Here is a 22,857-nt window from a genome sequence, read left to right as displayed (position 1 = left end):
GCGCAGCGATCCCTGGGAGGGTCTCAGCCGGCGCCGGTCCCCGCGGCTCGGTGCTCCTCCCCGTCGGGTTCGGGGCGCGTCCAGTCCTGCTGAAGGAAGCGCCGCAGCACCTCGGCCCGCTCCCGGGTCTCGCGCGCGCTGTCTTCCCAGTGCTCCGCGACCATGCCGTGGCCCTTCCGCCGCGCGGCCTCGCCCATGCGCTCGCACAGGGACATCCGCTCGTTCAGGCTGCGCAGCGCGACCTCCAGCGCCTGCTCCATCTGCCGGAACTGGGCTGCCTCCATGTCGGGAGCAGCCAGGCGGTGACCAATGTGGCAGGTGTAGTAGGGCAGCGAATCGACGGTTCTCTCCTTCATGGCCCCGCCGCATTCCGGACAGGTCAGCGCGACGGGCGGGTTCAGCTCGAACTCACCGCTCATGTCCCTTTCCTCCGTCGAGGGCCCGCGCGCTGCCGCCGGGGGCCGGTTCTTGGCGGTCAGGCCGACCAGCAGCTCGGCCAAGTCGCCGATGGGCACGCAATGGTCGACCGTCACGTTCGCCAGCGCGCTCGACGGCATGCCGGGCGCCCGCGCGCCGGCGGGATCCTGGACGACGGTGGTGCCCCCGTGGCCCTTGATCTCGCTGAGGCCCGCGGTGCCGTCGCTGAGGCTGCCCGACAGGATCACGCCCACCACGCGCGGGCCGTAGGCCTCGGCTGCCGAGCGGAACAGCGGATCGATGGCGGGCCTGGTATAGTTCTCGCGGGGGCCGCGGGACAGCCGCATGCGCCCGGGCGCGAGCAGCATGTGGTGGTCCGGCGGCGCGACGTAGATCGCGCCGGCCGCGATGGGCATGCCGTCAGCCGCGAACAGGGAGGGCAGGAGCCCCGCCCGCCCCAGGATCTCGGGCGCATTGCTGCGCCGTGCGCCGATATGCAGCACGACGAAGACCGCCGCGGGAAACCAGCGTGGCAGGCCGGCGACCAGCGTCCGCAGCGCTTCCAGGCCACCGGCGGAGCCACCGATGACGATGATGTCCTTGGGCGCCATGGACCGTGAACAGCCGGGATGCCCGTTGGTCCCGGGCCTCCTTCCGCGGCGCGCGGGCACCTCCTATTCGGGCGTGCAGCCTGCGCGGTCCATCAGCGCCGCCCGTCCGCAGACCGAGGTCAGGACTTCGCGCGCATCGTGCTCGGCGCCGGGAACCTCGATCAGCCTGTGCGTGGACAGGCGCGGATGGCGGGCTGCCAGATGCCTGTAAAAGGCCCAGCCCCGGGCCAGCCGATGCGGCCCCTGGAGCCGGGCCGCGCAGGACCGGTCCAGGGAATGATGCTCGGGGTCGCGGTCCTCGGCTCCCAGCAGGTAGACGACCTGGCGCCCCGCATAGGCGGCCTCGATCCGCCCGGGCGGAACGCCGTCGAGATAGCGCGGCGGGTCGCCGAGGCCGTAGCGCCAGGTGTCATAGCCCGGGCATGCCTCGCGCGGGGGCAGGGCGAAGCCGCCGGCGCCGTCCGGACGTTCGGGCCCGAAATAGAGATAGCTGCCCGGATTGGCGAGAACCGTGCGCACCTGCCGCCCGGCGGCTTCGAGGCGGTCCAGGCCGCGTCCGACCGCGGCATAGCGCTGCGCGAGCTGGGCGCCGCCGGAATGCCCGGCGATCACCACCGCGGCCAGGTCGGGGAACAGCGCGCGGTCCGCGAGCCGGGCCATCACCGCGTCCAGCGCCTCGAAGGCGCTGACCGGCGCGGGGCCGTCGGCCTCTGCGCCGGCCTGCCAGGAATCCGGCGCCCAGCGCAGGATTTCGGCCGGCAGGGCGTTCGCCGCCGCATCGACCGGTGCCAGGAACTGCGGGGCGACGACCAGCGTGGCCGCCATGGCGGCGGGGCCGCCCTCGGCCAGGACCGCCTCGACGATCCGCCGGTAGGTGTCGGCGTTGCGCAGGCGCCCGTGCAGGACCACCACGGCTCTGCGGATCCCGGGCAGGGGCCGGGTCCAGTCCGCCGAGACGTGCAGGGCCAGGAAGGCGCGGGGGCCGCCGGCGGGCACGTCGAGACGCCCGGCCACCACGGTACGGACCGCCCTCCGGCCGGTGTCCTCCTTGGGGCCGGCGCAGGCGGCGCCGGAGGCGCCGACGAGAGCGAGCCAGCCCAGCGCCGCAAGCAGGCATCGGATCGTCCGCACGGCCGCACCCCCGAAAGGGATTAATTCGTTCGAGAAGAATACCCCATCGGGCCGCTGCGAGTCTCCCCCCGCGCCGATCCCCGCCCCGGGCTCGGCGGTTGCCAAGGCGGCGCGTGACAGCCCATCATCGATTCCGGCACGGCGGTCGAGGGGCACCTCATGGACGGCTTCGGCGAAGGACTGCGGCGGCTCGCCGGGAGGTCGGTCCGGCGGTTCGGCCTGGCGGCGGCGCTGTCGACGATCGGGCTGGCCGCCGCCGCGCAGACGCCGGTCGACGTGGAGCTGGTCCTCGCCGTGGACATCTCCGGCTCGGTCGACCTCGAGGAGGGGCGGCTGCAGCGCCAGGGCTACATCGATGCCATCGCCCACCCGCAGGTGGTCGACGCGATCACCTCGGGGCCCATGGGGCGGATCGCCGTCTGCTACGTGGAATGGTCCGGCGACGCGCAGCAATATGTCGTCGTGCCCTGGAGGGTGATCGACGGCCCGGCGACGGCCGAGGCCTTCTCGGACCTGCTGGCCGAAGCGCCGGTGGGCAGCGGCCGCTACACCTCGATCAGCGGCGCGATCGACTTCTCGGTGCCCCTGTTCGAGAGCAACGCCTTCGAGGGATTGCGCAGGGTGATCGACGTCTCGGGCGACGGCGTCAACAACCGCGGCCGCCTGGTCACCATGGCCCGGGACGCGGCGGTGGCGGCGGGGGTGACCATCAACGGGCTGCCGATCATCAACGACCGCCCGAACCCCTTCGGCACCTACACGCCCAAGGACCTGGACGCCTACTACGAGCGCGAGGTGATCGGCGGCCCCGGCGCCTTCGTGATGGTCGCCGAGAGCTTCCAGACCTTCGGTTCGGCGATCCTGGCGAAGCTGCTGCGCGAGATCGCGGCCACGCCGCCCGAGCCTGGCAGTCGGCCAACACGTCGCCAGACGGCGGAATCGGCACGCTAGCGCGCTGGCGCGGCGTCAGCCCGGTATACGCCCCTGGATAGCGGGCGCCGGGGCCGTGGCGGCCGGTTGCCCGGCTCGGGCGGCCTCGCCCGCCAGCACCTCGAGCGCGAAGGGGATCCGGTCCAGCGGAAGGACGAGGTCGGCCTGGCCGATATCCACCGCCGCGCGGGGCATCTCCCCGACTTCCGCCGTCGCCTCGTCCTGGGCGATCGCCATGCCGCCCTGCCGCCGGACCGCCTCGACCCCGCGCGCGCCGTCGCGGCCCCTGCCGGTCAGCACCACCGCGATGGCGCGGCGGCCGTGGACCTCGGCCATGGAACGGAACAGCACGTCCGCCGCCGGGCGGCAGAAATTGACGGGATCGGAATCGGCGAGGCCGAGCGTGCCGTCCGGCCGGACCAGCAGATGGCGGTCCGGCGGCGCGACATGGACATGGCCCGGCAGCGGCCGGTCGCCTTCCCGGGCGGACGTCACGGCGAGCCGGGTGCGCGCGGCCAGGATGCCGGGCAGCAGGCTCGGGCGGTCCCGGCGGACATGCTGCACGATCAGGATCGGAAGCGGAAAATCCGGTTGCAGCCCCGCCAGGGTACGGGACAGCGCCAGCACGCCGCCCAGGGACGCGACGATGCCGACCACGTCATACGCCCTGTCCTGATCGGCATCAGCCTTCGGCGGCGCCTGCGCGGCGGAGTGGATCGGCTGTTGATGACGCATGAGGCCCGTTATGTACGGTATCGAACATAATGGGCGCCGCGCGCCATGTCAGCCACCGTACAGAGGGGGTAGGGGCCCGATGCCGCAGCACGAGAGGACGACCGACATGGGCAACCGCCTGCTGGCGGCGATGCCGCAGGCCGAGCGCGACCGCATCGAACCCGACCTGGAGACCGTCCCGCTGGAGCTCCGGGCCGAGCTCTATGGCGTGAACGCTCCCGTCGATCACGTCTACTTCCCGCACGAAGGCGTGGTCTCGCTGCTGAACGTGCTGGAAGACGGCACCGCCGTCGAGTTCGCCACCGTCGGGAACGAAGGAATGGCCGGCGTCGCCGTCCTGCTGGGCGCGTCGAGCATGCCGAGCAAGGCGTTCGCGCAGATCCCGGGCACGGCGTCGCGTATGGCGGCAAAGGCGTTTCGCGACGCCCTTCCGAAGACCCCTGCCTTCCACGCGCTGCTGCTGCGCTACACCCAGGCGCTGCTGAACCAGATCGCGCAGTCGGCGACCTGCAACCGCATCCACCCGATCGAGGAGCGCTGCGCGCGCTGGCTGCTGATGACGCACGACCGGGTCAAGGCGAAGCATTTCCCGCTCACCCAGGAGTTCCTGGCGCAGATGCTGGGCGTGCGGCGGCCCAGCGTATCCGTGGCGGCCGGCATGCTGCAGAAGGCCGGCATGATCCGGTATACGCGCGGCACCATGACCATCCTCGACAGGGAGGCGCTGGAAGCGGTGTCCTGCCCCTGCTACGGCATCGTCAGGACCGATTTCGAGCGCCTGCTGCGCTGAGGCGGGGCGGGAAACCACTCCTTAACGGGATGCGTCCTCCATTCGGGCAGCGCCGGACTTCCCGGAGCGGCAGCGGGCGCAGGCCCGAGGAGAACAGCCGTGATCACCGCTCCGCCCAGGGCGCCCTCGGCCGCTGCGATCCTGCCGGATGCGGCGCGATCCGGCGTGCCGGCCATGCCCCTGGCCGAGATCCTGGGCGCGCTCAGCCATGCGCTCGACCTGACCGAGGGGCAGCCCGCCGGCCATTGCATGCGGAGCTGCTGGATCGGCATGCATGTCGGGCGGGAGATGGGGCTCGACGCCGCGGCGCTGCACGACCTCTACTATGCGGTCCTGCTCAAGGATCTCGGCTGCAGCAGCAATGCGGCCCGGCTCTGCCAGCTCTATCTCGCCGATGACCTCGGCTTCAAGCGGGACTTCAAGCGGGTCGGCGACCGCCTGCCCGAGGTGCTGCGCTTCGTGGTCACCCATACCGGGCTGAGGGCAGGGCTGGCCGAGCGCTTCCGCGCCATCGCGAACATCGTCAGGAACGGCGGGGAGATCGCGCGCGAGCTGATCGAGACGCGCTGCCAGCGTGGGGCGGAGATCGCGTTGCGGCTGCGCTTCGCCGAGGAGGTGGCCGACGGCATCCGTGCGCTGGACGAGCACTGGAGCGGCAACGGCAAGCCGCGCGGCCTCGCGGGGGCGGCGATCCCGGTCCAGGCGCGCATCGCACTGCTCGCCCAGGTCGTCGACGTCTTCCATACGGGCTCGGGCAGGGACGCGGCCCTGCACGAAGCGCGCAGGCGGGCGGGCAGCTGGTTCGACCCGCAGGCGGTGGAGGCCCTTCATCGCCTGGAGGGCGACCGCGGCTTCTGGGAGATGCTGCGCTCGCCGGAGCTGGAGGCGGCCGTGCTCAGGCTCGAGCCGGCGCGGCGGGCCGAGGCCGTGGACGACGGCTATCTCGACGACGTCGCCGCGGCCTTCGCAACCGTGATCGACGCCAAGAGTCCCTACACGCGCGGCCACAGCGAGCGCGTCGCGGTCTTCACCGACCTGATCGCCGAGGCGATGGACCTGGAGGACGCGCCGCGCCGCCGGCTCAGGCGCGCGGCGCTGCTGCACGACATCGGCAAGCTCGGCGTCAGCAATCAGATCTTGGACAAGCCCGGCCGGCTGGACGAGGCGGAATGGGCCGCGATGCGCGGCCACGCCCTGCACAGCGAGCGGATCCTGTCGCGCATCGGCGCCTTCGGCGAGCTGGCCCGCATCGGCGGGGCCCATCACGAGCGGCTGGACGGCAAGGGCTATCCGCGCGGGCTCGAGGGGGACGAGATCTGCCCTGCGACGCGCATCGTCACGACGGCCGACGTCTTCGACGCCCTGACCGCCGAGCGGCCGTACCGCGCTGCCATGCCCCTCCCCGAGGCGCTGTCGATCATGGAGAAGGACGTGGGCAGCGCCTTCGATCCCGACTGCTTCGAGGCATTGCGGCGGGCGCTGGGCCGCGCCGGCATGATGCCCGCCTAGACAGGTGGGGAAACCTGGGGCAGGCTTCGGCGTTGCCGCGTCGCAACCGCCGGAGATTGCACATGCCTACAGGAACGATCGCCGCCGTCTGGGCCCCGCGCGTCCTCAGCATCCTGCGGATCGTCGCGGCCCTGATCTTCTTCGAGCATGGATCGCAGAAGCTGCTGGGCTTCCCGGCCCATCCGACCCCGCCCGAGATCCTGTCCCTGTCCTGGATCGCCGGGGCGATGGAGCTCGTGGGCGGTGCCCTGCTGGCGATCGGCCTCTTCACCCGGCCGGTGGCCTTCATCCTGTCCGGCGAGATGGCCTTCGCCTACTGGATCGCCCATGCGCCGCGCAGCTTCTTCCCCGTGCTGAACGGCGGCGATGCGGCGATCCTCTACTGCTTCGTCTTCCTCTACATCGCGTTCGCGGGCGGCGGGCCCTGGAGCGTCGACGCCACGCGCGAGCGGAACGCCGGCATGGGCTGAGCCCTGTCGCAGGGAGGCCGGCCGATCGCCGGCTCCCTACGGCACTCCGGCGCTCCGACTTGAACGGCGGCGCGAGGGGCTATGCACCGCCGTGGTCTGTCGGCCACATCAGGCCAGGGAAGCCGATGCGGTGCAGGAACTGCTCCCGTACTCGGTCGATCACCGCGTAGGAGACGGCCGAGCCATCGCTGGCCGGGTCGACCACGATGCGGAACGGCCTCTTTCCGAACGGCGCATCGACCGCGGCGACGACCGCGTCGGCGACGATCCCGGGCTCCGCGTCGTCCGGCACGGTTTCCGCCAGCGCCTTCAGCATCCTGTCGGAGAAGCCCGCGGGAAGACCCGCCTCGTACTCGGCCGCGCGGGCCTCGTCGGCGGGCGAGCCGGCATGGGCGAAGTGGTTCGTTCCCTTGGTGAAGGCCCCGGGAACGACGATCGTGGTCTCGATGCCGAACGGCGCCAGCTCGCGGGCGTAGCAGACCGCAAGGGCGTCCATGCCGGCCTTGGCCGCGAAATAGGGGCCGAGCATCGGCGGGACGCCGCCCGCCGCGCTGCTGCTGCCGATCCAGAGCACGAGGCCACGCCGGGCCCTGCGCATATGCGGCAGGGCGGCCCGGCTGACGCGTTGGGCACCGAGCACGTTCACGTCGTAGAGCTGGGCAAGCTGCTCCGCGGTGAACGCCTCGCTCGGGCCCCAGACCATGTGTCCGGCATTGTGGATCAGGACGTCGAGCCGGCCATGCGCCGCGATGATCGCGGCGATGGCGGATTCCGCCGAGGCCTCGGACTGCACGTCGAGCTCGATCGTGCGAAGGTCCACCTTGTTCTCGTCCGCATAGGCCGCGACCTGGGCGACCTGCGCGGCGTTCCTGCCGCCGAGATCGCGCATGGACGCATAGACGGTGTGGCCGGACGCGGCCAGCGCATTGGCCATCAGGCGGCCGAAACCGCTCGACGCGCCGGTGATCAAAACGACCTGCTTCATGGCTCCCGCTCCTCAGACCGCGCCGCCGTTCACCCGCACGACCTGGCCGTTGATCCAGCCGCTGTCGGGCCCCGCGAGCAGGGAGACGACCCGGGCGATGTCCTCCGCCTCGCCCAGGCGGCCGAGCGGGATCATCTGCCTGGCGCGGTCCAGCGCGGCCTCGTCCTTGCCCTTCAGGAAAAGCTCCGTGGCGACCGGGCCGGGCGCAACCGCGTTGACCCTGATCCCGCGGGGGCCGAGCTCCTTTGCGAGGATATGGGTCAGCGCCTCGACCGCCGCCTTCGTGGCCGCATAGACGCCATAGGTCGGCTGATAGAGCCCCACGACGCTGGTGGAGAAGCTCACGATGCGGCCGCCGTCGCGCAGCCGCCTCGCAGCCTCGCGAAGGCCGTTGAAGGTGCCCTTGAGGTTGATGGCGATGGTCTGGTCGAAGGTCGCGTCGTCGGTCTCGGCCACGGGCATCAGCTTCATGATGCCTGCGTTGTTCACCAGCACGTCGACGCCGCCATAGGCCGCCTCGGCGGCGTCGAACAGCCGCGTCACCGCCTGCGGGTCGCTGACATCGGCCTGGACCGAGATGGCCCGGCCGCCCGCCTTCTCGATCTCCTCGACCACCTCGGCGGCCGGGCCGGCGCTGCCGGCATAGTTGACGACGACCTGGAAGCCGTCGCCGGCCAGGCGCCGGGCGATGGCGGCCCCGATCCCGCGGGACGCCCCCGTGACGATCGCGGCCCTGGACGAAGAGTTCGTCGGATTCGCCATGTGTCTGCTTCCCCTGCTGTGTTGCTCCATCGAACGGCGAGGCGCTGCCCTCGGGGTCGCCCCCGGGCAGTCGATCAGCCGGAGTTCCGCTTCTGCATCTCCTGCATCCTGGCGATGGTGAAGGTCTCGTCGGCGCGGCCCCAGCCGCCATCGACGACCTCGTCGACAAGGAGCATGGTGTGGGAGCGAACATCCTCGCCGAAGTACTCGGCGAAGATCGCCGTAGTCTTGTGGATGATCTCTTCCTTCTGTTCCGCGGTCAGCATGCCTTGGGGGAACATGTAGTTCGCGAACGGCATAATCTTCGCTCCTCTCGGTTCGTTGAAAGGGTCGAATCGACTCGTCGAACGGAGATCTAGGAGCCATCGAGTCCCCGCAGCTGCGGGAATCGGATGGCGCTGTCGGATCACTGATCTTGGGGCAGGGGAAGGACCACCGGCTCTGCACGCTCGCAGGAATGGCGACTGCGCCGGGCCGGGGAGATGCCGCCGGCCGGGCGAGGCGACAACGCTGGATGGCTGTTCATCTCCGCCATTCGGGGCTTCCTCCGTCGCTGCTCTTGGCGAATAAGGTATCCGCTATGGAGACCGGCGGTAGAGAGGCCATAACTGGGACTCTCCATTTCCGGAGGCGTAACAATCAGCGACGGGCCGGGGGATGGATCGCATCGACGTCATGCGGCTGTTTGTCAGGATCGTGGAGCGCGGGAGCTTCGCGCAGGCCGCTCGGGACCTGCAGGTTCCGCGCGCCACCGCGACCCATGCGATCCAGCGCCTGGAGGCGGATCTCGGCGCGCGGCTGCTCGAGCGGACGACCCGCATCGTCAGGCCGACGCTCGATGGCGCGCTCTACCACGAGCGTTGCCTGCGGATCCTCGCGGACCTCGACGATGCGGAGAGCATCTTCAGGAACGCCGAGCCCCGGGGCCCGCTCCGGGTGGACATGCAGGGCACCATCGCCCGGTTCTTCGTCCTGCCGGGGCTGCCCGAGTTCATCGCGCGCTATCCCGGGATCGCGCTTACCCTCAGCGAGGGGGACAGGATGGTCGACCTCATCACCGAGGGGGTCGACTGCGTCGTGCGGGCCGGCGAGCTCTCGGATTCCTCCCTGACCGGCCGCCGCATCGCTGCCTTGAAGCAGGCGACCCTGGCGAGCCCGGCCTATCTCGAACGCCATGGCATCCCAGCGACGCCGGACGCGCTCGATGGCCACCGGATGGTCGCCTATCTGGCCTCCGCGACGGGACGGCCCTATCCCCTGGAGTTCGAGAGGGACGGCCGGAGGTGGGAGGTCCCGCTGCCCTACGACATCGTCGTCCAGGGCGCGGAGATCTACACGGCGTCCGGCGTCGCCGGGCTGGGGCTGTTCCAGGTTCCGCGCTACCGCGTCGAGCACCAGATCGCGGCCCGACAGCTCGTGCCGGTGCTGGAGGATTTCCCGCCGCCGCCGATGCCGGTGTCGGTACTCTATCCGCAGAGCCGCCATCTCCCATCGCGGCTCAGGGTCTTCATCGACTGGCTCGCCGACCGGCTGCGATCCGCGGAGACGTCCCGCTGAGCTGCTTCTGGATCCGAACCTGCGCCGCCTCTGCGTTCTGCCCGGACGCGGGGGTGAGCGGCGTCCTCGGCCCGCCGCCCCTCAGACGCGGGCGACGGTGGCCGGGCGGGCGGACCAGCCGAGGATCAGCACGCGCTGGAGCACGATGAAGGCGAAGAGCAGGACGCCGACCGCGATCTTCGTCCACCAGCTGCTGAGCGTCCCGTCGAATGTGATGTAGGTCTGGATCAGCCCCTGGATCAGGATCCCGATGAAGGTCCCGAACACGTAGCCCTGCCCGCCCGTCAGCAGCGTCCCGCCGATCACCACGGCGGCGATGGTGTCCAGCTCCACTCCCGTTGCCGCCAGCGAGTAGCCGGCCGAGGTGTAGAGCGAGAAGACGATCCCCGCGAGCCCGGCCAGCGTACTGGACAGCATGTAGATCCCGACCGTGGTGCGCGCGATCGGAACGCCCATCAGCTCGGCCGAGACGCGGTTGCCGCCGATGGCGTAGACATTGGCGCCGAACCGCGTCAGGTGGGCCAGAACCATGCCCGCCGCGAAGACCGCCAGCATCACCATGGCGACCAGGCTGAGCCGCCCACCCCCCGCCATGCGGATCGCCACGTCGCCGAGTTCGCCGTAGAGCGGGTGGTTCACGGGGATCGAATCCGTGGTGAGCAGGAAGCTTGCCCCGCGTGCGAGGAACATGCCGGCCAGGGTCACGATGAAGGGCGGCAGCCGGAACCAGTGGATCAGAGCGCCCATGGCCGCCCCGAACAGGCCCGCGATGGCGAGCACCAGGGCGAAGGCCAGGAAGGGTGGAATGCCGAGCTGCTCGATCGCGACCGCCAGGAACACGGTGGTGAAGGCGATCACCGATCCCACCGACAGGTCGATCCCGCCCGACAGGATCACGAAGGTCATCCCGACCGCGGCGATTCCGACGAAGGCGTTGTCGGTCAGGAGGTTCCCGAGCACCCGGGTCGACGCGAAGTTCGGGAACTGCAACGCGCAGAACAGCGTCCCCGCGATGAGCACGGCCAGCGTCGCGGCGAGCGGCATGAAGCGGCGGCTCACGGGCGGGTCCTCCGGGCCCGGACGACGGGAAGCCGCAGCCTGGGCATGCCGAGCGCCGGCGACTGGAGCAGCAGCACCGCGAGCACGACCAGCGCCTTCACGATCAGGTTGAACTCGGGCTTCAACCCGCTCAGCAGGATGCCCGTGTTCATGGCCTGGATGATCAGCGCCCCGACGACCGAGAGCACGAGGCTGAACCGCCCTCCGAAGAGCGAGGTGCCGCCGACAACGACGGCGAGGATCGCGTCCAGCTCCAGCCAGAGCCCCGCATTGTTGGCATCGGCCCCCCGGATGTCGGCGGTCACGATCAGCCCGGCCACGGCGGCGCACAACCCGCACCAGACATAGACGAGGATCCCCACGGCCCGCGTGTCGACGCCGGAATAGAAGCTGGCGAGGCGGTTCAGCCCGGTGGCCTCGATCATGAGGCCGAGCGCCGTTCCCCGCACGAGCAGCGCGGTCAACAGCAGCATGCCCAGGCAGATCACCACCGGCATGGGCACCGCGAGCAGCGAGCCGCTGCCGATGGCGGCGAGCGCCGGGCTCACGAAGGTGACGATCTGCCCCTCGGTGATCAGCTGGGCGATGCCGCGCCCGGCCACCATCAGGATCAGCGTGGCCACGATGGGCTGGATCTCAAGCACGGCGACCAGCAGCCCGTTCCACAGCCCGCAGACGAGCCCGACGCCAAGCGCTGCCGGCACCACCACGCCCAGGCCGTGACCCGAGGCGGTCAGCGTCGCCGCGGTGGCCCCGGCGATCGCCATGACGGCGCCGACCGACAGGTCGACCCCGCGCGTCGCGATCACCAGCGTCATGCCGAGCGCCAGCAGCGCCACCGGGGCGCCGCGGTTCAGCACGTCGATCACGCTGCCGAACAGCCGGCCATCCTGCAGGCGCACCTGGAAGAAATCCGGGAAGACCATCCAGTTGGCCAGCAGCACGACGACGAGCGCCGCGATCTGCGGCAGGCTCCTGGATGGGGTGAGGCCGGCGGGCATCGGCATGCGGGGGCCCTCAGGCGCTGGCCGCGATGGCGGTCATGATGCGCTCGACGCTGACCTCGCCGTCCAGTTCGGCAACATGGCGACGGTCGCGCAGGACGACCACTCGGCGGCTGTAGGCGACGATTTCCTCGAGCTCGGACGATATCACCATCAGGGCCAGCCCATTGGCCCGGAGCCTGTTGATCAGGCGGATGATCTCCGCGTGGGCGCCCACGTCGATGCCCCGGGTGGGCTCGTCCAGGATCAGGAAGCGCGGCTCGGTTGCGAGCCAGCGGGCCAGCAGGGCCTTCTGCTGATTGCCGCCCGACAAGGTCTGGATCGGCCGCTCGGTGTCGGCCGCGCGGATGTCCAGCAGCCGCACGAAGCGCGCGACGATCTCGTCCTGCTCGCGCCTGGGCAGCGGGGCCAGCCAGCCGCGCCGTGCCTGGAGCGCGAGGACGATGTTCTCGCGCACCGACAGCTCGCCGACGATCCCTTCGGTCTTGCGGTCCTCGGGACAGTAGCCGAAGCCCAGCCGGGCAGCGTCACGCGGCGAGCGCAGCCGCGCTGCGGTCCCCGCGACCGCGACCGCGCCGGTCCCGGCGCGCTCGGCACCGAAGGCGAGCTTCGCCGTCTCCGTCCGGCCGGAGCCCAGCAGCCCCGCCACGCCGACGACCTCGCCCGCTCTGATCTCAAGATCGAAGGGCTCCAGATAACCGCGCCGGCCGTAGCCCTTGAAGGCCACCAGCGGCGGTCCGCCGGAAGGCGGCGCGGCGCGGGCGGTCTGGCGCTCCTCCTCGGCCAGCTCGCGGCCGAGCATCATGGAGACCAACTCCAGGCGCGGCAGGTCGGCGATGGCGCGCTCGCCGACCAGACGGCCGTTGCGCAGCACCGTGATCCGGTCGCAGACGGCGTAGACCTGATCCAGGAAATGGGTGATGAAGACGATGCCGATGCCCCGGGCCTTCAGCAGGCGCATGGTCGCGAAGAGTTGGGCGACCTCCTGCGCGTCCAGGCTGGCGGTGGGCTCGTCCAGGATCAGGACACGCGCCGACAGGTCGACGGCGCGGGCGATGGCCACGATCTGCTGGACCGCCACCGAGAACTGGCCCAGCGGCGTGGCGGGATCCAGGTCGAGGCCGTAGCCGCGCATGATCTCGCGGGCGGCGCGGCGCATGGCGCGGCCGTCCACGAATCCGAAACGCATGGGCTCGCGCCCGAGGAACAGGTTCTGCGCCACCGACAGGTTGGGAAGGAGGTTCACCTCCTGATAGACCGTGCCGATGCGCAGGCGCTGGGCATCGGCCACGTCGCGCGGCGCGATCTCGGCCCCGTCCATCCGGATGGTGCCGGCGTCCCGCGGATGGACCCCCGTCAGCGTCTTGATCAGGGTGGACTTGCCGGCGCCGTTCTCGCCCAGCAGCCCGTGCACCTCGCCGGCGCGCAGGGTGAAATCGACGTGATCCAGGGCCAGCACGCCCGGGAACCGCTTCACCAGCCCCTCGATGCGCAGCAGGGGCGGCGTATCCGCCGGCCCGGTCATGGAAGCTCCTCGCGCCGGCGCGGCATGGCCGGGGTGCCACGCGGCACCCCGGATGCAGGACGGGCGAAGGGCCGTGGCGGCTTCGTCGCCATTTCCGGCCCGGCGCTCAGTACAGGTCCTTGCGCCGCTCGTATTCCGCCTTCGCGGTGTCCGGGAGGTAGAGCTTGGATTCCGTCTGGATCCACTTGGGCGGCACCTTGCCGTCCTTCTTGTAGGCCATCAGAGCATCGAAGGCGGGGCCGGCCATGTTGGGCGTCAGCTCCACCGTGGCGTTGGCCTCGCCATCGGCCATGGCCTTGAAGATGTCGGGCACGGCGTCGATTGAGACGACCAGGATGTCCTTGCCCGGCTTCAGCCCGGCCTCCTTGACGGCCTGGATCGCGCCGATCGCCATGTCGTCGTTGTGGGCGTAGACGGCGCAGATGTTCCGTCCGCCGCCCTCGGCCTTGATGAAGCTCTCCATCACCTCCTTGCCCTTGGCGCGGGTGAAGTCGCCCGACTGGGTGCGGATGATCTTGAGCCCCGGATTCTTGGCTACGACCTCGTCAAAGCCCTTCTTGCGGTTGATCGCGGGGCTCGAGCCCACGGTCCCCTGCAGTTCGACGACGTTGCAGGTGCCGCCCGTCTGCTTGAGCAGCCATTCGCCCGCGACCCGACCCTCGTGCACCGTGTCCGAGGTCACGGCGGTCAGGTAGAGGCTGTCGTCCCTGGTGTCGATGGAACGGTCCAGCAGGACGACGGGGATCTTGGCCTCCTTGGCCTCCTTCAGCACGGAATCCCAGCCGGTCGCGACCACCGGGGCGACGAAGATCGCATCCACGCCCTGGGCCACGAAGGAGCGGATGGCCTTGATCTGGTTCTCCTGCTTCTGCTGGGCGTCGGAGATCCGGAAGTCGATGCCGCGCTTCTGGGCCTCGATCTTGCCGACCTTGGTCTCGGCCGCGCGCCAGCCCGATTCCGAGCCGATCTGCGAGAACCCGATCGTGAGCTTGGTCTGTGCCTGCGCGGCCCCCGCGAATCCCGCGGTCACGGCAAGCGCCACGACAAAACTGCGGAAAGTCATGCGCCGGTCCTCCCCATCTGGTTCGTCTTGCTTGCCTCGTCCGCCGGGGCCATCCCACGCCGGGCGGGAAAGGACCGCGCACGAACCATCAGCTTAGCGAACAGATTACGGGCGTGATCAATTACCGTCCAATGGCGTATTGGCCGCGAGTCATGCCAAAAACCACATGATGCGGATGCCGCGCACCGGGGCAGGGGGCCGACTCTCGATCCGATCGACGATTCCGGCCACCGGTTCCGTCGCCTTCGGTCCCATGCTCGCGCCGGTGCGAATAGCACCGAAGGCGATTTGGGACGAACCGATCGCTTGATCAGGATGTTCGGCGTGTCTAGGTTCTGCGCCATGATCGAGCGCGCCCACCAGACCAGCACCTATTATCCGCTGTCCCCATAGGGCGGCGCCGTTCGATCGTGACCAGATGAACATGCCGCCGCAGTCCGGCGGCATGTGGATCTACGAGACCTCCGGAATGCGGCTTTCCTCCGGAGATCTCGACAATGACTTCCCTCCTTGCGACATCGGACGAACCGCAGGCCGCCTTTCTGCGGACGCTGACCGAACGCGGCTTTCTGAACCAATGCAGCGATCGGGCCGGCTTGGACGCGGTGCTGCGCCGGGGCGTGGTGAGTGCCTACATCGGCTTCGATGCGACGGCCGACAGCCTGCATGTCGGGCACCTGATGTCGATCATGACCCTGCGCTGGCTTCAGCAAACCGGTCACAAGCCCATCGTCCTGATCGGCGGCGGGACCACGCGGATCGGTGATCCGAGTTTTCGCGACAGCAGCCGCCCCATGCTCGACGACGGCCAGATCGCCGCGAATATGGCGGGCATCCGAAAGGTCTTCGCGAAGTACCTGGCGTTCGGCGACGGGCCGACCGACGCCATGATGGTCAACAACGCGGATTGGCTGGACGAACTGCGCTACCTGGCGTTGCTGCGCGACGTGGGGCGGCACTTCACGGTCAATCGCATGCTGAGCTTCGACTCGGTCAGGCAGCGTCTAGACCGTGAACAGCCGCTGACCTTCCTGGAGTTCAACTACATGATCCTTCAGGCCTTCGACTTCGTGGAACTGGGACGGCGCCAGGGCTGCGTGCTCCAGATGGGCGGGGCCGACCAATGGGGCAACATCGTCAACGGCATCGAGCTTGGCCGGCGGATGGACGGACGGGACTCTTCGGACTGACCACGCCCCTGCTGACCACCGCATCGGGGGCGAAGATGGGCAAGACCGCGTCCGGAGCCGTTTGGCTCAACGCGGACCGTCTGAGCCCCTGGGAGTTCTGGCAGTTCTGGCGCAACACCGAGGATGCGGATGTCGGGCGCTTCCTGCGCCTGTTCACGGACCTGCCCCTGGACGAGATCGCCCGTCTCGAAGCGCTGGAGGGGGCAGAGATCAACGACGCGAAGAAGGTCCTGGCGAACGAGGCGACCCGGCTCTGCCATGGCCGGGAGGCCGCGGCCGAAGCGGCGGAGACTGCCCGCCGCACCTTCGTGTCCGGGGAACTCGCAGACGGCCTGCGCACCGTCGAGGTCACGCGAGCCGACCTCGAGCCAGGCATGCGGATCGTGGACCTGCTGGTGCGGGCAGGTCTCTCGGAATCAAAGGGGGCAGCGAGGCGCTTGATCCGGGACAACGGGGCCCGCGTGAAGGGCGTCGTCGTCAGCGACGAGGCGGCCGTGGTCGGCGTTGCCGACCTGGATGAGGACGATCGGGTGATGATCTCGGCCGGACGCAAGCGCCACGCAGTGGTTCGGTGCCTCTGAGGGTTGGGTGCCTCTGAGAGAGTGCATCCGGGCATGGGCCGCGGGATCATCGCCTCTGGTGATCCCGCGCTCATTCCTCGGCGAGCGTCCGCATTTGGCAGCGAGTTCAAAAACCGCGCTTGAGAACCAAGGTGGCTGCGCAGGGCGCCACCGCGCGCCATGGCGCGCCAGACAGAGGCCCTAACCCTCCGGCCCGACCTCATCCACCTGGCAGTCCAGACGCAGGCTGCCCGCGGTGTTGGCCACCGCCGCAAGGCAGGATTCCTGCCGGTCCGCGGGGATGGAGACCGAGAAGCGCGCCATGTAGTCGCCGCGCTCGCCCGGCAGCTTCTGGGAGTCCAGCCGGACGATGTTGGCCCCGAACTGGGTGAAGATGTCGGCGAGGCGCGCGACGAGGCCGAGCTGGTCGCCGCCGCTGACCTCGATCCGGTGCGTGACCCGGCCGAGCGGCCCGTGGCGCGGATCGAAGGTGAAGGGCCGGATGTCCACCTCCGCCCCGTCCAGCTCGGGCAGGGCGCGCAGGCGGGATGCCGTCTCGTCCATGGAGAAATGGGCGGGCACCTCGCAGACCGCCGTGAACTCGGCCCCCGAACCCAGGGCGGCGAAGGTCGTGTCGCGCAGATTCACCCCGGCGTCGTAGAGCGTGCCCGCAACGGCCGAGATCAGCCCGACCCGATCGGGGCCGAGCACCGAAACCAGGACCACCTTCGCCATGTCGCGTCTCCTTCCCAGGGGGCTTGTTCCCAGGGGCTTGTTCCCAGGGGCGGCTGGCCCGTGGCGGCCTTCTCGCCGGGCCGCGCGGGGGACAGAGTGCCGGACGGTCGGGGCCGTGAACAGGCCAATTCAGGGGGCGTTCCGGGTCGCCTCCGGCGCCGGACGGCCGGACCGCGCGAGATCGGCGAAATGGTGCATCGCGATGGCGCCGGCCGTGGCGACGTTCAGGGAATCGAAGCCTGGCGCCATCGGGATCGCCACGGTGCGCGCCCGGGCCAGCACATTTGCCGGCAGGCCGGGCCCCTCGGTCCCCAGCAGCAGCGCCACCCGCTCCGGCCGCTCCATGGCCGACAGCGGCACCGCGCCGGCGGGGCTCAGCGCGACCGGCACGAAGCCGTGGCGCTCCAGCAGGGAAACGGGATCCGTGTCGGGCTCCATCCGGGCCGTCGGCACGATCAGCGCCGCGCCCACGGAGACGCGGATCGCCTTGCGGTAAAGCGGGTCGCAGCAGCCGGCATCCAGGATCACCGCGTCCGCGCCGAAGGCCGCGGCGTTCCGGAAGATCCCGCCCATGTTGTCGTGGTTGCCGATGCCGCAGGCGACGACCACCATGGCCCTCGGCCCGGCCTCGGCGAGCAGCGCGCCGGCGGCGGGCATCGGCGCGCGGCGGCCGAGCGCGAGGATGCCGCGGTGCAGGTGGAAGCCCGCCACCGCGTCGAGCACCGCCTGCGCGGCGGCGTAGACGGGCACGTCGTCCGGCACGGAGGCCAGCAGCGGCGCGAGCGCCGCGAGGCGGTTCCCGGCCAGCAGCAGCGAGACCGGCCGGTGCTGCCGCGAGGCCAGGAGCAGCCTGAGCACCACCTCGCCCTCGGCCATGAACAGGCCCTGCCGGCCGACGAGGTCGCGCTCGCGCACGTCGCGATAGGCCGCGACGCGCGGGTCTTCGGGATCGTCGACGGGAATGATGGCGGGCACCGGCGCTGTCCTTCCTGGGGGCCGGCGCACCCTAGATCAGTTCCCGCCCCGGATTGAAGCGCCGGCCGGTTCCTCAGCCGGCCTGGGACAGGTACCGGGTCGCGGGCGCGATGTACTCGGCGTTCTCCCAGGTCGGGTAGCGGGCACGGATGCTGGCCTCCAGCCCGGGGCCGGGCTGGCCGGCGGCGCGCAGCATGGCGCGCAGCTCGCGGAAATAGCCCAGGAGCCCCTCCGCGATCTCGGGCCCGCCGAGATTGCCGTGGCCGGGCACGATCAGGCGCGGCTGCAGGGACAGGATGTCGGCCAGCGTCGTCTCCCACCGCGCGAGGTCGATGTCGCCGGCCCCGATCATCGGCGGGAAGAAGGGGACGATCGGGAACATGCGCTCCTCGATCAGGTCGCCGGCGAAGACGATGCGCTCCTCCGGCAGGAGGACGATCTGGTCGCCCGGGCTGTGCGCCGTGCCCCAGGTGCGGAACTCGACGATCCGGCCGCCGAGGTCCAGCGTCGCGCGGCTCCCGTCATAGGTCTGGTCCGGCGGGGGCGGGGCGATCCCGTCAAGCAGATGGCGCTGCGCCGGGGGAAGGACGACGGCCCGGAAGCCGTCGAGCAGCGTCCGCGCCGAGCGCAGGAGATGGTCGCGCTGCGCGGCGTTGTAGTAGATCCGCGCATCGGGCTTGAACACCTGGGCGCCGAAACCGTGCTCGGGATGGGCATGGGTGACCGTCAGCACGATCCGCCGCCCGGGGGCGAGCCGCCGGGCCAGCGCCAGCACCTCCTCGGCGCTGCCGATACCGAGCCCGCAATCGACCACCAGCACCGAATCCCGGCCCACGACGATGCCGATGTTCGGCACGAGCGGGATCCGTTTGTCCGGAAGCACGAAGACGCCGGGCGCCATCTCGGCCGGGAACCGGGCATCGACCACGGGCATGGGGCGCGCCGGCGCGGGCAGCGTGGCCGGCGCCGGATCCTGCCGCTGGTTCCGGTCCTGGGCCATGGCGCCGACGGGCGGGGCGGCCGCGGCCAGGCCGCCGAGCAGCGCCGCCTTCAGCAGCCGGCGACGCGCGCCGAAGTCATCGGAGGATTGCGAAGCTTCCATCGGATCCACCTGCATCGGTTTCACGGAAGGACATGGGGTTTCACGGAAGGACATGGCGCGACAGCCGGACCCGGCGCGGGGCCGCCCTCGAAGGATCACGCGGGCGCCGCGATCCCTCAAATCAATAAAGCGTATGGGCGCCGATCCATGGCAGCCATGACCCGACGGCAGGCTTGCTATGAGCTGCGGCGCTGCTTGACGCCGAATGCGGCGGATGCCACCTCCTGACCACCACGCCCGCGGGGACGGCCCCGCCGACGCATCTGCCTTCCACCCGGAAGCAGAGGCGGGAACCGGAACGGGCGCATCGGACGGGACGGCCCGGTCCTTTCGATGGGAGATCCCCCTTGGCCTGGTTCGTCCTGTTCCTTGCCGGCCTGCTGGAGGTCGGGTGGGCCCTTGGGCTCAAATACAGCGCGGGCTTCACCCGCCTGGTCCCCTCGCTCCTGACGATCACCGCCATGGTGGCCAGCATAGGCCTGCTCGGCCTCGCGCTGCGCACGCTGCCGCTGGGCACGGCCTATGCCATATGGACCGGGATCGGGACGGTCGGCACCGCGCTGGCGGGGATCGCCCTGTACGGAGAGCCCGCCGACGCGATACGGCTCGCCTGCATCGCCCTCATCGTCGCTGGCATCGTCGGGCTGAAGCTGGCCTCCTGAGAACGAGCCGAAGTCAGGGCGGATGCGATCCGCCCTAACGCAGGAGGCCGGCCCCGCCGGGAAGCGTCACGCCGCGCGGGCGAGCGCGTCCCGGATCAGCGCCTGCGTGTTGCCGATGCCGTAGAGCTCGATGAAGCCGCCCATCCTGGGGCCCTGGGTCTGGCCCAGCAGCACCTCGTAGAGCGACTGGAACCAGGCGCGCAGCTCGGGGAAGGGGTGGCGCTTGCCGACCTCGTAGACGAGGTTCTGGATCTCCTCGGCCCTGGCGCCGGGCGGCAGCGCCTCCAGCCCGGCCAGCAGGTCCTCCAGCGCCGCGCGCTCCTCCGCCGTGGGGGCGCGGTAGTTCTTCTGCGGCTTCACGAAGTCCTGGTAGTAGGTGACGGCATAGCCGACCAGACGGTCCAGGAACGGGTTCGCCTCGGGGCTCGCGTCGGGCGCGTAGCGGGTGATGAAGCCCCACATCACGTCCTTGCTCTCGGCATTCGCGACGCCGGCGAGGTTCAGCAGGATGTTGAAGCTGAGATCAGTGCGCACAGCCGGCGTCTCGCCGGCATGGATGTGCCAGGCCGGGTTCTCCAGCAGCCGCGCGGGCTCCTCCTGGCGGGCCTTCTCGGCGAAGGTCAGGTACTCGTCCACCGCCCTCGGGATCACGTCGAAATAGAGCCGCTTGGCCGCCCGGGGCTTCTGGAACATGTAGAGCGACAGGCTCTCGGGCGGGGCGTAGCGCAGCCACTCCTCGACCGTCAGCCCGTTGCCCTTGGACTTGCTGATCTTCTGGCCCTTGTCGTCCAGGAAGAGCTCGTAGTTGAACCCCTCGGGCGGCTCGCTGCCGAGGATGCGGCAGATCTTCGAGGCCAGCTCGACCGAGGCGATCAGGTCCTTGCCGGACATCTCGTAATCGACCGACAGGGCGTGCCAGCGCATGCCCCAGTCGGGCTTCCATTGAAGCTTGCAGTGGCCGTCGGTAACCGGCAGCTCGGTGCGGGTGCCGTCCTCGTCCTCGAAGACGATGGTGCCTGCGGCGACGTTGCGCTCGAGCACCGGGACCTGGAGGACCTTGCCGGTCCTGGGCGAGATCGGGAGGAAGGGCGAGTAGGTCTGCTGCCGCTCCTCGCCCAGGGTCGGCAGCATCACCGCCATGATCTCGTCGTAGCGCTCCAGCACCCGCAGCAGCGCGTCGTTGAAGCGGCCCGAGGTGTACCACTCGGTCGAGGACTGGAACTCGTACTCGAAGCCGAAGCTGTCCAGGAAGGCGCGCAGGCGGGCATTGTTGTGGTGCCCGAAGCTCTCATGCGTGCCGAAGGGATCCGGCACCTTGGTCAGGGGCTTGCCCAGGTGCTGGCGGATCATCTCCTGGTTCGGAACGTTGTCGGGGACCTTGCGGAGCCCGTCCATGTCGTCGGAGAAGGTGAACAGCCGGGTCGGCAGGTCCGAGAGCTGCTGGAAGGCGTGGCGCACCATGCTGGTGCGCACGACCTCGCCGAAGGTGCCGATATGGGGCAGGCCCGAGGGGCCGTAGCCGGTCTCGAACAGGACGTAGCCCTTGGCGGGCGGGGCCTTCCCGAAGCGCGCGAGCAGCTTGCGCGCCTCCTCGAAGGGCCATGCCTTGGCCGCCAGGGCCAGTTCCCGCTCGCTCGCCATCACCCGAAACCTTCGCCGCAGCCGATCTGGATCAGGCGGCGAAACTAGGGCCGATCGGCGGGCGAATCAACGCCGGGCGGCGTCGGCCCCCGCCAGCAGCGCCGCATGCACCTCGAGCACCCAGGCGTTTAGGGCCAGGATGGTGTTGGTGCCGGCGGCGTCGGCCGCATGCAGGGCCGGGCAGCCGGTGCGGGGCCGCTCGTTCGCAAGGGCGGGCAGGGCATCGGCGATGGCGCCGCGCAGGGCCAGGGCGGGGCCGCGCGGCGTGTCCTGCAGGGTGAACAGCTCGGCCATCAGCGCCGCGTGCTCGGCATTGGTCAGGTTCAGGCCATAGGCGCCGGCCTCGCTGCCGCCGATCCGGTCGGTCAGCGAGACGAGCTGGTCCAAGTGCATGCGCGCCGCCGTGATCAGCAGCGGCACGCTGTTGCGCGCGACCGCCACGGGATCGAGCCCCGGCCGGCCCGCGGTCAGCACGCAGGCCGCGGACGCGATGGCGGCGGTGAAGAACACGGCGGTCTTCACGCCGGCCATCAGGTGCCCTTCCGGGGTGAAGGCCAGGTGCTGGACGGCGGTGTGGCCGGACTGGAAACGGTGCAGCGTCTCGCGGTAGCGGCGGTAGAGCGCGGTCTCGGCATCGCTCGCCCCCGCCGCGGCGGCGGCCTCCATCGCGAGCGCCCAGCGGTGCGTGCAGTCGATGAAGACATTGGCCATGCCGGCCTGGATGATCGCCGAGACCGAGCCGTGCAGCCGCTCGGGATCGATCCAGCGCAGGAACATGTCGACCGGGATCGGGATCACGGCGTCGCCCGGGGGCGAGCCGTCGCCGGGATCCGCCTCGGGCAGGGCCAGGCAGCCGGGATTGCGCGCCCGCCAGGCGTCGACCACGCGCCAGAGCGGCTCGACGAAGACGGCCGCCAGGACGTTCTTGTCGACCTTCAGCGCGGCCGCGTCGCCCGCGTCGGGCTCGGGCGGCGTCGTCCCGGCAGCCATCGCGGCCAGCATGGGCTTCAGCGCGACGTCGGGGAAGCTGCACCGGCGCATCCAGCCGGCGAAGCCGGACAGGCGCCGGTCCTCCTCCCGGTCGGAAAGCGAATCAGCGGAAGAATTCGAAGAATTCAGGGTCGGGTCGGCCGTCATACCGGTCTCCGTCATGCGCAGCCGGTCTTCGGCAGGCCTTGGTTGTCCGGCGGGTCTTCATGCCCCGCGCGCCCGCTCCGCGCAAGGCGCCATGCGGTCGCGGAGCCGTGTCATTTTGTGACCACTTGCGTGGGCGCGCTCGCGTCATCTCCGCCGGGGGGCCGACTTCGCTTGCCTTCGGACGTTTTCGTGATTATCTGTCTCGCGTCGATCCAGCTATGGGGTGCCCGAGGGCACCATCGGCTTGCCGATTTTCCCCACAGTGACGCGATGCCCCGCCGAGACCCTGGCGGGGGCCCCCGGCCCC

22 protein-coding genes and 1 pseudogene are annotated in these 22,857 nt (G+C 70.5%); 7 read left to right on the top strand and 16 right to left on the bottom strand.

What is annotated here, in order from left to right; genetic code table 11:
• Positions 1 to 23 precede the first annotated feature (23 nt).
• Together JUB13_RS23465 and JUB13_RS23460 are read right to left on the bottom strand one after the other, a co-directional pair.
• A complete protein-coding gene (locus JUB13_RS23465) occupies positions 24 to 1,028 on the bottom strand; it encodes a chemotaxis protein CheB (RefSeq protein WP_207483259.1) in 1,005 nt (334 codons plus the stop codon).
• A 63-nt stretch (positions 1,029 to 1,091) separates the two neighbouring features.
• Positions 1,092 to 2,159: a hypothetical protein gene (locus tag JUB13_RS23460; RefSeq protein ID WP_207483257.1), complete on the bottom strand. Its 1,068-nt coding sequence runs from the start codon at positions 2,157 to 2,159 to the stop codon at positions 1,092 to 1,094.
• Between the two features lie 159 nt (positions 2,160 to 2,318).
• On the opposite strand from JUB13_RS23460, the gene JUB13_RS23455 reads away from it, so the two are divergent.
• The gene (locus JUB13_RS23455; protein ID WP_207483255.1) at positions 2,319 to 3,110 is read left to right on the top strand and encodes a DUF1194 domain-containing protein; all 792 of its coding nucleotides are present in this window, start codon (positions 2,319 to 2,321) and stop codon (positions 3,108 to 3,110) included.
• Between the two features lie 15 nt (positions 3,111 to 3,125).
• Here JUB13_RS23455 and JUB13_RS23450 read toward each other — a convergent pair whose 3' ends face one another.
• Positions 3,126 to 3,824: a chemotaxis protein CheB gene (locus JUB13_RS23450; RefSeq protein WP_207483253.1), complete on the bottom strand. Its 699-nt coding sequence runs from the start codon at positions 3,822 to 3,824 to the stop codon at positions 3,126 to 3,128.
• Positions 3,825 to 3,903: 79 nt separating this feature from the next.
• Here JUB13_RS23450 and JUB13_RS23445 point away from each other — a divergent pair, with 79 nt between their 5' ends.
• The 3 genes from JUB13_RS23445 to JUB13_RS23435 all read left to right on the top strand — a co-directional run bounded on the left by JUB13_RS23445 (position 3,904) and on the right by JUB13_RS23435 (position 6,593).
• Positions 3,904 to 4,614, top strand: coding sequence for a Crp/Fnr family transcriptional regulator (locus JUB13_RS23445; protein ID WP_207483251.1), 711 nt, complete (start codon positions 3,904 to 3,906; stop codon positions 4,612 to 4,614).
• Between the two features lie 99 nt (positions 4,615 to 4,713).
• The gene (locus JUB13_RS23440; RefSeq protein WP_328702993.1) at positions 4,714 to 6,123 is read left to right on the top strand and encodes an HD-GYP domain-containing protein; all 1,410 of its coding nucleotides are present in this window, start codon (positions 4,714 to 4,716) and stop codon (positions 6,121 to 6,123) included.
• A 62-nt stretch (positions 6,124 to 6,185) separates the two neighbouring features.
• Positions 6,186 to 6,593 (top strand): DoxX family protein, encoded by a 408-nt coding sequence (locus JUB13_RS23435; RefSeq protein ID WP_207483249.1) that lies wholly within the window; start codon positions 6,186 to 6,188, stop codon positions 6,591 to 6,593.
• 79 nt (positions 6,594 to 6,672) lie between these two features.
• Here JUB13_RS23435 and JUB13_RS23430 read toward each other — a convergent pair whose 3' ends face one another.
• The 3 genes from JUB13_RS23430 to JUB13_RS23420 form a co-directional block, all read right to left on the bottom strand.
• Positions 6,673 to 7,578, bottom strand: a complete 906-nt coding sequence (locus JUB13_RS23430) for an SDR family NAD(P)-dependent oxidoreductase (RefSeq protein WP_207483247.1) — start codon at positions 7,576 to 7,578, stop codon at positions 6,673 to 6,675.
• Positions 7,579 to 7,590: 12 nt separating this feature from the next.
• Positions 7,591 to 8,340 carry an SDR family oxidoreductase gene (locus JUB13_RS23425; protein WP_207483245.1) on the bottom strand — a complete coding sequence of 250 codons (750 nt, stop codon included), beginning with the start codon at positions 8,338 to 8,340 and terminating at the stop codon, positions 7,591 to 7,593.
• Positions 8,341 to 8,414: 74 nt separating this feature from the next.
• Complete coding sequence (locus JUB13_RS23420) at positions 8,415 to 8,639, bottom strand: tautomerase family protein (protein WP_207483243.1); 225 nt, start codon at positions 8,637 to 8,639, stop codon at positions 8,415 to 8,417.
• A 358-nt stretch (positions 8,640 to 8,997) separates the two neighbouring features.
• On the opposite strand from JUB13_RS23420, the gene JUB13_RS23415 reads away from it, so the two are divergent.
• Positions 8,998 to 9,897, top strand: a complete 900-nt coding sequence (locus JUB13_RS23415; protein ID WP_207483241.1) for a LysR family transcriptional regulator — start codon at positions 8,998 to 9,000, stop codon at positions 9,895 to 9,897.
• Between the two features lie 81 nt (positions 9,898 to 9,978).
• Here JUB13_RS23415 and yjfF read toward each other — a convergent pair whose 3' ends face one another.
• The 5 genes from yjfF to JUB13_RS23390 form a co-directional block, all read right to left on the bottom strand.
• Complete coding sequence (gene yjfF, locus JUB13_RS23410; protein WP_328702992.1) at positions 9,979 to 10,956, bottom strand: galactofuranose ABC transporter, permease protein YjfF; 978 nt, start codon at positions 10,954 to 10,956, stop codon at positions 9,979 to 9,981.
• A complete protein-coding gene (locus JUB13_RS23405) occupies positions 10,953 to 11,963 on the bottom strand; it encodes an ABC transporter permease (protein WP_236025171.1) in 1,011 nt (336 codons plus the stop codon). Before JUB13_RS23405 ends, yjfF begins: the two co-directional genes overlap by 4 nt.
• A 10-nt stretch (positions 11,964 to 11,973) precedes the next feature.
• Positions 11,974 to 13,485: a sugar ABC transporter ATP-binding protein gene (locus tag JUB13_RS23400; protein ID WP_207483239.1), complete on the bottom strand. Its 1,512-nt coding sequence runs from the start codon at positions 13,483 to 13,485 to the stop codon at positions 11,974 to 11,976.
• Between the two features lie 106 nt (positions 13,486 to 13,591).
• Positions 13,592 to 14,548, bottom strand: coding sequence for a galactofuranose ABC transporter, galactofuranose-binding protein YtfQ (ytfQ, locus tag JUB13_RS23395; protein WP_207483237.1), 957 nt, complete (start codon positions 14,546 to 14,548; stop codon positions 13,592 to 13,594).
• Between the two features lie 150 nt (positions 14,549 to 14,698).
• Positions 14,699 to 14,974, bottom strand: a complete 276-nt coding sequence (locus JUB13_RS23390) for a hypothetical protein (RefSeq protein ID WP_207483235.1) — start codon at positions 14,972 to 14,974, stop codon at positions 14,699 to 14,701.
• 71 nt (positions 14,975 to 15,045) lie between these two features.
• On the opposite strand from JUB13_RS23390, the pseudogene tyrS reads away from it, so the two are divergent.
• A pseudogene (gene tyrS / locus JUB13_RS23385) lies at positions 15,046 to 16,319 on the top strand (tyrosine--tRNA ligase).
• 180 nt (positions 16,320 to 16,499) lie between these two features.
• Here tyrS and JUB13_RS23380 read toward each other — a convergent pair.
• The 3 genes from JUB13_RS23380 to JUB13_RS23370 form a co-directional block, all read right to left on the bottom strand.
• Positions 16,500 to 17,033: a glycine cleavage system protein R gene (locus tag JUB13_RS23380; RefSeq protein WP_207483233.1), complete on the bottom strand. Its 534-nt coding sequence runs from the start codon at positions 17,031 to 17,033 to the stop codon at positions 16,500 to 16,502.
• 129 nt (positions 17,034 to 17,162) lie between these two features.
• Positions 17,163 to 18,008, bottom strand: coding sequence for a TrmH family RNA methyltransferase (locus JUB13_RS32120; RefSeq protein ID WP_207483231.1), 846 nt, complete (start codon positions 18,006 to 18,008; stop codon positions 17,163 to 17,165).
• A 73-nt stretch (positions 18,009 to 18,081) separates the two neighbouring features.
• A complete protein-coding gene (locus JUB13_RS23370) occupies positions 18,082 to 19,110 on the bottom strand; it encodes an MBL fold metallo-hydrolase (protein WP_207483229.1) in 1,029 nt (342 codons plus the stop codon).
• A 347-nt stretch (positions 19,111 to 19,457) separates the two neighbouring features.
• Between JUB13_RS23370 and sugE the strand changes: the two genes are divergently transcribed.
• Positions 19,458 to 19,772, top strand: a complete 315-nt coding sequence (sugE, locus tag JUB13_RS23365; protein WP_207483227.1) for a quaternary ammonium compound efflux SMR transporter SugE — start codon at positions 19,458 to 19,460, stop codon at positions 19,770 to 19,772.
• Positions 19,773 to 19,838: 66 nt separating this feature from the next.
• On the opposite strand, the gene JUB13_RS23360 is transcribed toward sugE, so the two are convergent.
• Complete coding sequence (locus tag JUB13_RS23360) at positions 19,839 to 21,413, bottom strand: lysine--tRNA ligase (RefSeq protein ID WP_207483225.1); 1,575 nt, start codon at positions 21,411 to 21,413, stop codon at positions 19,839 to 19,841.
• A 66-nt stretch (positions 21,414 to 21,479) separates the two neighbouring features.
• On the bottom strand, positions 21,480 to 22,565 hold the full coding sequence (locus JUB13_RS23355) for a hypothetical protein (protein WP_207483223.1): 1,086 nt from the start codon (positions 22,563 to 22,565) through the stop codon (positions 21,480 to 21,482).
• Positions 22,566 to 22,857 lie beyond the last annotated feature (292 nt).

The sequence above is a fragment of the Arenibaculum pallidiluteum genome, from assembly GCF_017355985.1.
GTDB classification, from domain to species: Bacteria; Pseudomonadota; Alphaproteobacteria; order Azospirillales; family Azospirillaceae; genus Arenibaculum; species Arenibaculum pallidiluteum.
The sequence above is the reverse complement of the archived record's forward strand: the minus strand, read 5'-3'. Positions and strand labels throughout refer to the sequence as shown.

Bases quoted from the DNA above. Each gene is read 5' to 3' on its own strand.
- JUB13_RS23465 (WP_207483259.1), bottom strand. From the start codon at position 1,028: ATGGCGCCCAAGGACATCATCGTCATCGGTGGCTCCGCCGGTGGCCTG.
- JUB13_RS23455 (WP_207483255.1), top strand. From the start codon at position 2,319: ATGGACGGCTTCGGCGAAGGACTGCGGCGGCTCGCCGGGAGGTCGGTC.
- JUB13_RS23450 (WP_207483253.1), bottom strand. From the start codon at position 3,824: ATGCGTCATCAACAGCCGATCCACTCCGCCGCGCAGGCGCCGCCGAAG.
- JUB13_RS23445 (WP_207483251.1), top strand. From the start codon at position 3,904: ATGCCGCAGCACGAGAGGACGACCGACATGGGCAACCGCCTGCTGGCG.
- JUB13_RS23435 (WP_207483249.1), top strand. From the start codon at position 6,186: ATGCCTACAGGAACGATCGCCGCCGTCTGGGCCCCGCGCGTCCTCAGC.
- JUB13_RS23430 (WP_207483247.1), bottom strand. From the start codon at position 7,578: ATGAAGCAGGTCGTTTTGATCACCGGCGCGTCGAGCGGTTTCGGCCGC.
- JUB13_RS23425 (WP_207483245.1), bottom strand. From the start codon at position 8,340: ATGGCGAATCCGACGAACTCTTCGTCCAGGGCCGCGATCGTCACGGGG.
- JUB13_RS23420 (WP_207483243.1), bottom strand. From the start codon at position 8,639: ATGCCGTTCGCGAACTACATGTTCCCCCAAGGCATGCTGACCGCGGAA.
- JUB13_RS23415 (WP_207483241.1), top strand. From the start codon at position 8,998: ATGGATCGCATCGACGTCATGCGGCTGTTTGTCAGGATCGTGGAGCGC.
- JUB13_RS23405 (WP_236025171.1), bottom strand. From the start codon at position 11,963: ATGCCGATGCCCGCCGGCCTCACCCCATCCAGGAGCCTGCCGCAGATC.
- JUB13_RS23400 (WP_207483239.1), bottom strand. From the start codon at position 13,485: ATGACCGGGCCGGCGGATACGCCGCCCCTGCTGCGCATCGAGGGGCTG.
- ytfQ (WP_207483237.1), bottom strand. From the start codon at position 14,548: ATGACTTTCCGCAGTTTTGTCGTGGCGCTTGCCGTGACCGCGGGATTC.
- JUB13_RS23390 (WP_207483235.1), bottom strand. From the start codon at position 14,974: ATGTTCATCTGGTCACGATCGAACGGCGCCGCCCTATGGGGACAGCGG.
- JUB13_RS23380 (WP_207483233.1), bottom strand. From the start codon at position 17,033: ATGGCGAAGGTGGTCCTGGTTTCGGTGCTCGGCCCCGATCGGGTCGGG.
- JUB13_RS23370 (WP_207483229.1), bottom strand. From the start codon at position 19,110: ATGGAAGCTTCGCAATCCTCCGATGACTTCGGCGCGCGTCGCCGGCTG.
- JUB13_RS23360 (WP_207483225.1), bottom strand. From the start codon at position 21,413: ATGGCGAGCGAGCGGGAACTGGCCCTGGCGGCCAAGGCATGGCCCTTC.
- JUB13_RS23355 (WP_207483223.1), bottom strand. From the start codon at position 22,565: ATGACGGAGACCGGTATGACGGCCGACCCGACCCTGAATTCTTCGAAT.